At 72.1% G+C, this 9424-nt stretch carries 9 protein-coding genes and 1 pseudogene; 1 reads left to right on the top strand and 9 read right to left on the bottom strand.

From position 1 onward, the window contains the following. The 5 genes from ACFV4N_RS34085 to mbhE form a co-directional block, all read right to left on the bottom strand. Positions 1–305 (bottom strand): Na+/H+ antiporter subunit E (locus tag ACFV4N_RS34085; protein WP_499676777.1); only part of this gene is annotated, 305 nt, incomplete at its 3' end. A 14-nt stretch (positions 306–319) separates the two neighbouring features. Then, positions 320–1696, bottom strand: coding sequence for a complex I subunit 5 family protein (locus ACFV4N_RS34080; RefSeq protein ID WP_499676776.1), 1377 nt, complete (start codon positions 1694–1696; stop codon positions 320–322). Positions 1697–1701: 5 nt separating this feature from the next. After that, complete coding sequence (locus ACFV4N_RS34075; RefSeq protein ID WP_499676775.1) at positions 1702–2139, bottom strand: sodium:proton antiporter; 438 nt, start codon at positions 2137–2139, stop codon at positions 1702–1704. Beyond that, a complete protein-coding gene (locus tag ACFV4N_RS34070; RefSeq protein ID WP_499676774.1) occupies positions 2136–2600 on the bottom strand; it encodes an MnhB domain-containing protein in 465 nt (154 codons plus the stop codon). The genes ACFV4N_RS34075 and ACFV4N_RS34070 overlap by 4 nt, the downstream gene beginning before the upstream one ends. Beyond that, on the bottom strand, positions 2597–4885 hold the full coding sequence (gene mbhE, locus ACFV4N_RS34065) for a hydrogen gas-evolving membrane-bound hydrogenase subunit E (RefSeq protein WP_499676773.1): 2289 nt from the start codon (positions 4883–4885) through the stop codon (positions 2597–2599). The genes ACFV4N_RS34070 and mbhE overlap by 4 nt, the downstream gene beginning before the upstream one ends. A 134-nt stretch (positions 4886–5019) precedes the next feature. Between mbhE and ACFV4N_RS34060 the strand changes: the two genes are divergently transcribed. Then, positions 5020–5514 (top strand): cation:proton antiporter regulatory subunit, encoded by a 495-nt coding sequence (locus ACFV4N_RS34060; RefSeq protein WP_499676772.1) that lies wholly within the window; start codon positions 5020–5022, stop codon positions 5512–5514. A 10-nt stretch (positions 5515–5524) separates the two neighbouring features. On the opposite strand, the gene ACFV4N_RS34055 is transcribed toward ACFV4N_RS34060, so the two are convergent. From ACFV4N_RS34055 to ACFV4N_RS34040, 4 genes and pseudogenes are all read right to left on the bottom strand, one after another. Then, complete coding sequence (locus ACFV4N_RS34055; protein ID WP_499676771.1) at positions 5525–5839, bottom strand: universal stress protein; 315 nt, start codon at positions 5837–5839, stop codon at positions 5525–5527. Between the two features lie 306 nt (positions 5840–6145). Next, complete coding sequence (locus ACFV4N_RS34050; protein ID WP_499676770.1) at positions 6146–6916, bottom strand: PucR family transcriptional regulator; 771 nt, start codon at positions 6914–6916, stop codon at positions 6146–6148. A 169-nt stretch (positions 6917–7085) separates the two neighbouring features. Further along, positions 7086–7271 (bottom strand): annotated as a pseudogene (locus ACFV4N_RS34045) (transposase); the annotation flags it as partial. Between the two features lie 104 nt (positions 7272–7375). Then, positions 7376–8866, bottom strand: coding sequence for an FAD-binding oxidoreductase (locus tag ACFV4N_RS34040; RefSeq protein ID WP_499676769.1), 1491 nt, complete (start codon positions 8864–8866; stop codon positions 7376–7378). Between the last annotated feature and the right edge of the window lie 558 nt (positions 8867–9424).

Raw genomic sequence — 9424 nt, 5'->3', positions numbered from 1 at the left:
CTGGGTGGTATCGGCACCTCGACGAGGCCTCCGTGCGGCAGACCTCGCCCGGTGAGGCACCTCACGGTGTCCCACGTGCCTTTCGCCAGATCCACCATCGTCCCTCCGATCAGGGCCGGCGCGCAGGCCAGCCGGCGCGGCAACGAGGAGCTCGGCTCCGGCCGCGAGGAGCTCACCCGGGCGGCTGCCACGACCACCAGGGTCGAGAGCACCAGGCCGGTGGCGACGTCCCCCGGGTGCAGGCTCGTCAGCACCAGCAGGTAGACCGCGGTGAGCACGACGACGCGGACCAGCAGTGCGAGCATCCCGATCTCCCTTGTCATCCGGGGGCACCGGCCAGCAGGGCGTCGACCGCCTGACCGCTGAGCGCGAGCAGCGGTTCCGGCCACAGGCCGGTGGCCAGGACGAGCAGGGCCGGCACGGCGGTGACCAGCCGCTGGGGCAGGGGGCTCGGCACACCGACCAGCCGCGGCTCTTCGCGCCAGAAGCGGCGTTGGTAGACCTGGAACAGGTACACCAGCGAGAGCACGCTGCCGACCACGAGGAGCACGACGAGCGCGACGCTGCCGGTCGCGACCCCGGTGCGGAACAGCTCGAGCTTGCCGACGAACCCCGCCGTGGGCGGTACCCCCGCCACGCTGAAGGCCCCGATCGCGAACGCGGCGGCGACCAACGCGCCGCGCGTCTTGGAGGCCAGGAACAGCAACGCCTTGTTCAGCGAGTTGACCACGCTGTAGAGCACCGCGGCGGTCAGCCCGACCGGCCCGCCCACCCCCAGCGCGACCAGCACGTACCCGACCTGTCCGATCGCGGAGTAGGCCAGCATCTCGGCGGTGTCGCCGCGCCCGATGGCCAGCACCCCGCCGTAGACGATCGACACGGCGCCCAGGACGGCGAGCGCCGCTCCCGTCAGCCGCAGCTGTTCCGGGAAGATCCCGGCGCCGAAGCGCAGGAGGCCGTAGGCGCCGATGTTCGCCACCGCGCCGCTGAGGATGGCCGCGACGGCCGGCCGGGAGCCGGCGTAGACGGTCGGCAGCCAGAAGTGGAAGGGGAACAAGCCCAGCTTCACGCTGAACGCGATGAAGAACCCGGCCGCGATGAGGATCGCGGCGTTGGGGTTCACGGTGAGCATGCGCTGGGCGACCTGGTCCATCGCGAGGGTCCCGGTCACCCGGTAGGTGCCGGCCACGGACAGCAGGAAGATGAACGAGCCCAGGAGGTTGACCGCGGTGAACACCAGCGCGGCCCGCAGCTGGCGTCGTTTGCCCCCGTAGGCGCTGAGCGCGTACGACGCGGTCATGGCCAGTTCGAAGAAGACGTAGAAGGTGAACACGTCGGCCGTGACGAACAGGCCGATCAACCCGGCGGCGAGCAGCACGACCAGACCGGGGAGGGTTCGTGACCGCACCCGGCCGACCGCCTCGTGAGCCGCGCCGGCCAGCAGCACGAGCACCGAGAGCCACGCGAAGGCGACGCCCAGGGCGTCCGCGCGCAGCACGATGCCGACGCCGGCCGCCCAGCCCCCGGTCACGACTTCCCTGCCGCCCTCCGTGAACACCTCGACGGCGAGGACGCCCAGCACGACGAGCGTCACCAGGAGCGCCACGACGGCGAGCCAGGTCACCACGCGCCGGCGCCCGTCGAACGCGACGAGCAGGGCACCCGACACCCACGGCACGAGGAGCGCGACCGACATCAGCATCAGCGGACCCGCCCGTTCTCGGTGCGCGGCTCCCACTCCTCGTCGGGTCCGTTCTCGACCTCCTCGCGTTCCGCCTGCCGTTCCGCTTCCAGCGCGGCGTCGTGCTCGGACTCCGTCGCGGCCAGTTCGTCCTGCTCGGCGGTCCGGAAGACCACGACGGCCCGGTGCACCAGGGCGAGCAGCATCGCCACCGTTGCCAGGCCGATCACCAGGGCGGTCAGCGCGAGCGCCTGGGGCAGTGGATCGCTCACCGGGTCACCCGGCCGCACCGCGATCGCCGCCTGGCCTCGGCTCAGGCTCGACGCGAGCAGCGTGGCGACGGCGCACTGCGAGATCAGCATGATGCCCGCCACCATCCGGATGAGGTCCCGTTTGAGCAGCAGGTAGGCGCCGGACCCGAACAGGACGGCGGCGGTGAGGGCGAAGGCGAGGGTCACCGCGTGCGCTCCCCCCTCGGCCGGGCGAGGTGGTGCACCAGGATCGTCAGGACGCCGACGACCAGCAGGAACACGCCGAGGTCGAACAGCAGTGGGGTGAACAGCTCCAGTTCGCCGATCTTGAGGACGTGTTCTCCCGGGCCGGGGCGGTGCGTCACCGGGGGCCGGCCGAGCGCGAGGGGGAAGAACCCGCTGGCGAGGGCGAGGAGCAGGCCGCCCACGGCGAGCTTCGGCGCGTGGCGCAGCAACGGCAGCGCGGATTCCGCCTCTTCGCCCCCGAGTGCCACGTAGACCATCGAGATCGCGAGCGCCACGATCACCCCGGCGGCGAAGCCGTCGCCCACCTCGGCGTAGCCCTTGACGATCAGCGCGGCCGCGACCACCAGGCTGGGGCCGGGGAGGAGCCGGGCGACCACCCGGACCACGGAGTCCGGGGTGTCGTCGCCGTTCCCGGGGCTCACCACAACCGCCCGCGCCGGATCAGGGTGGACACCCCGACCACCGCCGCGAGCAGGACGGTGATCTCCACCAGGGTGTCCAGACCGCGGAAGTCGGCCACGATCACCGTGACGACGTCGCCGCCGTGCGCACTCGGTGTCAGCCGGATGTGCTCGTCGGACACGCTGTCCGGCGCCGGCTGGGACAGGAAACCCCACACCGACACGAAGACGGCGAGCCCCGCGACGACACCCGCGAGCGCGTCGCGCCGACGTCGCCTGCGCAGCGGGACGGCCGGGTCCCGGACCGGGTCGTTCTTCGGCATCCGGGCCAGGGCCGCGACGAAGACCAGGGTCAGCATGGTCTCGACCACGACGGCGACCAGCGCGACGTCCGGGGCGCCGAGCAACGCGTACTGCGCCGCCAGCGCGAACCCGACCACGGACAGGGCCAGCGCCACGGCGATCCGGGAACGGGAGCCGGCGATGACCGCGGTCGTGACGACGACCAGCACGAGCAGCGGCAGGATCACCCAGTCCACGCCCGCGACCGGGCCGATGGCGTACGCGCCGGCCGTGGGGGTGACCGCGAACGCGAGGCCGATCAGCGAACCGGCCGGGACGAGCACCGCGGCGATGCTGGTGCGCAGGTCCCGCACCTCGCGGTCGTGCAGCACGGACGACAGCCGGTCCAGCCCGTGCAGCGCCGCCTCGTAGGCCCGCCTCGGTCCCCACCGCTCCCCCGCCGCGGCCAGGGCCCGCGACACCCGGCTCGTGACCCGCGGCAGGACCAGCAGCAGCCCGCCCAACGCCCACGCGGCGAGCGCCATCAGGTTCTCCGGGCGCGCGTCGAGGTGATAGGCCGGGGACAGGGTGACCGGTCCTCCGGCCGAGACCCCCGCCGCGTCCTCCGCCAGCCGCGCGAACGGCTCCACCACCGCACCACCGGTCACCGCGATCACGGCCAGGATGACGACGGGGGCGACGAGCAGGCCGGAGGAGGTGACCACCTCGCCGCGTCGGGGCCCGAGGAACAGCGCCGTCCAGAACCGGCCGACGTAGGCGAACGTCAGGACGGCGGCGAGAACGGCCACTGCAGCGGTCATCGGGCCGTGCGCCAACGCCGCGGTGAACAACAGTTCGTCTTTGAAGAACCCGACCGTCAGCGGCAGCGCGGCCAGGGTCGCCGACGCCACCCCGGCCGCGACGGCGAGCACGGGCATGCGGCGGCCGAGCCCGCCCAGCCGGGACAACCTGTCCTCGCCGGTGGCCGTCGTGACCGCGCCCGCGGTCATGAACAGGGCGCTCTTGGCCACGCCGTGCGCCAGCACGTAGAACGCCGCGGCGCCGTTGCCCGCGGCTCCCCCGATGCCGTACATCATGACCACGTACCCGTACTGCGAGATCGTGGAGTACGCGAGCACCTGCTTGAGCCGGTCACGTCGCAGTGCCAGCACCCCGCCCACGACCACCGAGGTCGCCCCGACGACCAGCAGGCCCGTCAGGACGGCCTCGGTGCGGGCCAGCAGCGGGTGCACCCGACCGATCACCAGCACACCGGCCGCGACCATCGCCGCCGAATGCAGGTAGGCCGAGACCGGGGTCGGCGCCGCCATCGCCCTGGGCAGCCAGAAGTGCAGCGGGACCTGGGCGCTCTTGGCCAGCGCGGCCACCGCCAGCAACGCGCCCGCGAGAGCGGTGGTCGTCGAGGAATCGCTCCGCGCCAGCAACTCCGGGATGGAGAACGTGCCGTGCACCGCGTGGACCAGCACCGCGGCGACGAGCATCGCCACCGCGGAGGTGACGGTGACGAGCAACGCCATCAACGCCGAGGTCCGCGCTTCGCGGTCGGCCCGGTCGAACCCGATGAGGAAGTACGAGCACACCGCCGTCAGGTCGAAGAACACGAACACCAGCACGAGGTCCTGAGCGGTCGCCAGGCCCACCATGGAGACGGCGAACAACAGCATCCACGGCCAGAACCGCCACCGCTCCACTTGCGATCGGCGCTGGTGCTCCAAGTGGAGGGTCAGGTAGTGCGTGCCGTAAGCGAAGACGAGAGCGCCGACACCGGTGGCCAGCAACCCGTAGAGGGCGCTGAGGCCGTCGAAGGTGAAGCTCAGCCGCAGGTCCAGGCTCGGAGCCCAGGCCGCCGAGAACCCGCCGCCCCCGGCCAGCCAGCCGAGCAGGCACAGCACGAACCCCGCGACCGCGGCGCCGCAGGCCGTCCACCCCTGCCAATCCACGGACGGCTTCGCACGGGCCTGCCCGCCGTCGGGTGTTGCCGCGCCACCGCTTTCCACGGTCACGGCAACTCCTCCCGCAGGCGGCGGACCCCCTGGACCGTAAAGGACCCCGGACGGGCGCGCATCCGCAGTGAGCGAGTATTCCCCGGTCGTGCGAACGTGTTGCCCGGCACCGGGGCATGTGCCACTGTCGAGCCATGGACGTCCCGGTGAGCAGGCGTGACCTGCCAGGGCTGGGCAAGCTGTTCGAGGTCGGCTGCACGAGCGGCGGACGTGTCGTCGTCGTGGTGCAGAACAACGGCACGCGTCACCTCTACACGTTCGAGGAGGAGGCGGAGGCGGCCGACAGCGCCGTCCAGCTCGACGAGCTCCAGGCGCGGACGCTCGGTGCCGTGCTCGCCGGTGTCTACTTCGAACCGGCCGGTGGCGACCACGACGCACCCGCCGTGTTCGGCGCCGTGGCGATCGACTGGCTGACCGTGGAGGCGGAGGCGCAACCCAGGTCGGTCAGCGATCTGGGACTGGACGGCCACCCGTCGGCGACGCTGGTCGCCATCGTTCGGGGCGAGCAGACCGTCATGAAGCCAGCGGGTCACGAGGTGACGCGCTCCGGCGACCAGCTCCTGATCGTCGGGTACCGCACCGACATCGCGGAGGTCCGCGCCAAGCTGCTCGGCGCCGCACGGGGCTGAGTCCGCGGCCCTACCGGTTCGCCGGCGGGTCACCGGCCGGGAACGAGCCGTGGCCCCGGACCTCGACCCTCGCCACCGCGACCTCGCGATCGGCACCCGCCCGACCGGTCGCGTCGCCGTCCTCCGGCTCCAGCGGGTCGGCGCCGATCACCGCGACCGGGCAGCGGGCGCGGTCGATCGCCTCCTGGCTGACCGAACCGAGCAGCATCCCGCGCAACGCGCCGCGACCACGCGTACCGACGGCGATCAACGTGTCGGCCAGCGCGGTCGCCCGGGTCACGCCCGACACGTGGAGGCGGGGTTGGCGGGCAAGCGCCTCGGCCACGCCCCCGGCGGTCACCTCTTCGTCGGCTTCCAGCCCGCGGGGTGACGGGTTGAGAAGACCCGGAGCCTCAACGCGGGCAGGTGACTGGTGAGCCGATTCCGCTGCGCGGTCTCCATGACCGGCACGCCGTGGGCGCCACGTCTCCGGAAATCCGGTTCCGCGCCAACGGGAGCACGACGCACGTCAACCTCCTTCGTCGAGGATTCCGGCCGGCTGACACCAACTCTGCCTCGTGCACCCGGGGTCGGCAGTGCCTCCGGCCGGTCAACTGGTCCCTGATCAGGTTGCCGATCGTCGGCAACCTTCCTACGTCCCGTCGGTGGTCTCGTTCCCGGGCCAGCCGAGCAGTCTCGCTCCCAGCACGCTGGTGTGGAGGGTGAATCGGTGGGCGGGGTCGGTCGGGTCGTAGCCGGTCAGCGTTCTGATCCGGCCGAGCCGGTAGGTGACCGCGCGCACGGACAGGTGCAGCTGCCGAGCGGTCTCGGTCGCCACGTCCCCGGTGGGGAAGTAGGTCTCCAGGGTGGCCAGGAACGGCTCCGCCCCGCCACGGGCCTCCCGGAGCGGACCCAGGACGGCGTTCACCAGGTCGACGATCGCCGGCTGGTCACGCACCAGCACGCGGTGGACGAGCAGCTGCTCGGCCCGGATCACCGCGGTGTCGGGGTGCAGCCGCGACGCCATCGTCAACGCTTCGCGCGCCTCCTCGTACGAACGCGCGATGCCGTAGGACCCCGGATACGCCCGGCCCACGGCCACCTGCCACGGCCTGCCCCGCGGCAGCCGGTCGAGTTCGGCGAGCACCAGCGAGCCCAGGTCCACCCGGCCCGGGGCTTCGGACTCCCCCGGCGCGAGCACGACCACCAGTCCGTCCTTCGTCGCGACGAGGACGTCGCGGTCGCCGAGGCGGTCCAGCACGATGCGCTCCAGCGAGCTGGTCGCCGCGTCGACGTCCGGCAGCCGCCGCCGCAGTGCGGCCAGCGCGACCTCGCTGTCACTCGATCGGGCCACCACCGGAAGTTCCCGCCACAGCCGCCAGGCCGCCGACACGTACAGCTGCACCGCACTGCCGGCCGGCACCCCAGCTCCGCGGCACCTCGGCGTGACTGGGCCGGACATCTCCGGTCGCGGTGGGCGGGGTCAGCGAACGATCCCGCAGCTCCTGCACCTGGTGGCGTCCCACCGGCACACGGGCAATCCGAGCGCGATTCTCCTGACGCGCAGGCATTGGCGGTACTTGTCGTGGTCGTAGCCGCCGCCGGCAGGTCATGCCGGAGCCGAACCCCAGCTCCCGGGGCAGGAACTCCCGCTGGATCCCGGTGTGCGGCACGAACAGGGTCCCGCACCACACCTGTCGATCCGGCACCCACTTCCGGCCCGGATTGCGGCTCCTGCGCGGCACCACCGGCGACAACGGCTCGATCCGCTCCCACAGATCGTCAGGGGGTTCGCGCTGGCGACTCGCCCCTCCTCACGGCCGGACATGATCTGCACCGGGCATGGCCGACACCGCTGCGTCGATCATTTTGTTGGGACCAGTCAGTTACCGATGGCCTGCGGGTACCGGAACAGCCCCGTGGGGTCGTAGTGCCGTTTGACCTGCGTGAGGCGCTGGTGGTTGGCGCCGTAGTACGCGTGTTGCCAGCCGCTCAGGTCGGGGTCGGGGAAGTTCACGTAGGCCGCGTCGGTGACGAGGTGGTGGCGGAGGGTGTTGTGCACGGCGCGGGTCTGGGCGAGGAGGGCGTTCACCTCATCCTCGGGGGTGCCGGCTGCCCAGTGGGTGCCGATGTCGATGATGAAACGGCCTCGGCGGTGCGGGAAGGCGGTCTCGTCGGGTCGGACCCGGGCGCTGGCCCCGCCCATCGCGAACAGCGTCACGAACCCGGTCGCCCGCCCGGGTCCCGGTTGCCACGTGCGGGTCCACTCGGCGATGGCGGCCACGGCGTCCGGGCGCAACCACCGGTCGGGGACCAGCGACTTGGAGGCGTAGCAGTCCTTCGTGCTCGGTTTGTCCATCAGGAAGTCCTGGGCGGACCAGAACTCGCGCTCGTCGATGGTGGGCATCCTGGTCGGCCTCAACAGCAACAGCGATCGGAACAGGCGGAACAGGTCCTCCTTCGGCCCGAGGCGTTGACCGAGCACCCACAGCTGGGTGGTGCCGTCACCCTTGTGCGTGAACCCGATCCGGACGTCGAGATCGTCGGTGTGATCGCTGTCGAGCAGGCTCTGCAACTCCTGCACCACGTCCTCGCTCGAGTCGAGGTCGAAGGTGAGGGAGAAGACGGTGGCGCGCAACGATTTCACCGGCACGGCGTCGAAGACGAACGCGGTGTTGACGCCGAAGTTCCCGCCCGCTCCACCGCGACAGGCCCAGAACAGGTCGGAGTTCTCGTCCTCGGCCGCCCGCACCAGGGTCCCGTCGGCCAGCACGACGTGGGTCTCCACGAGTCGGTCGCAGGTCAAGCCCCACTTGCGGTCGTTGAACCCGATGCCGCCGCCGAGGGTCAGCCCGGCCACGCCCACGCCGCCACACCGCCCGCCGGGGAAGTACAGGCCCGCACCGCGGGCGGCGTACACGTCGGAGTTGGTCGCGCCACCCGCCAGGTGCAGCCGCTGGCCGCGCGGTTCGACCCGGTCCATCGGGCGCAGGCTGATGACCAGGCCCGTGGTGGTCGAGAAGCCGGCGTAGTTGTGGCCGCCCGAGCGGGGCGCGAACGGCATCCCGTGCTTGGCGCACCAGCGAAGGGCGGCCTGCACGTCCGCTTCGCACGCGCAAGCCAGCACCCCGGCGGGCAAGACGGGGGCGTAGCGCTGGTTGTCCACCGCCGCCCGCTCCGAGTACGTCGGATCACCGCGGAGGACCAGCCGGGCCGCGGGGCTCAACGCCTGGCGCAGCTCCTGCCAGGCGGAGCTGTCGACACCCGGATCCGCGAGTGCCGCACCGCCGACGCCGAAGCCGCGGTACCCCACGGCCACGGCGGTCGCGGTGGCGGCGCCGGCGCGCAGCAGGACTCGGCGACTGACAGGCATGGCGTTGCCTCCTTCTCCAGTGGGTGCTCGTCACGAGCGGGCGACGTGAGGTGCCGCCGGGGCGCGGCCCGGGTGCGGCGCCCTCGGTCGAGCGGGACCGGCCCCTGGTCACGTGTCGCAGTTGGTCGGGCGCTGAGCCCGGACGTGGCGTCACCGACGGACGAGGCGCACCCCGCCCGCGAGTCGACCCGACCTCCCGCCTCGCACGACCAGCCGGTCCGGTACCCCTACAGGTTCTACGGAACCTGCCCCGCTCACCGCGGAATTCACCGCTCTCGGTGTCCCTCACCGCACGAGCAGGCAAGAGGACACTCAGGGTTCACGATCTGTGATCAACCTCGCCTGGCCACCTCCGCCCACGTGGAGGCGACAACTGCGGTTCGGCGCGCGACGGTGCGGACAATCCGGCCCTCATCGTGCTCGTCGTCGTCCCCTTCGACGAGGCCGGCGGCTGTTACCCGGAGGGCGACGTGCGGTCGCCACCGGCGGCGAGGCGGTCGGTGGGGCCTTGACCCCAGATGTTGGACACCAGACACACTTGGACCTTGAGGGTTCGGG

This window comes from Actinosynnema sp. NPDC059797 (assembly GCF_042732085.1).
Lineage (GTDB): Bacteria > Actinomycetota > Actinomycetes > Mycobacteriales > Pseudonocardiaceae > Actinosynnema.
The sequence above is the reverse complement of the archived record's forward strand: the minus strand, read 5'-3'. Positions and strand labels throughout refer to the sequence as shown.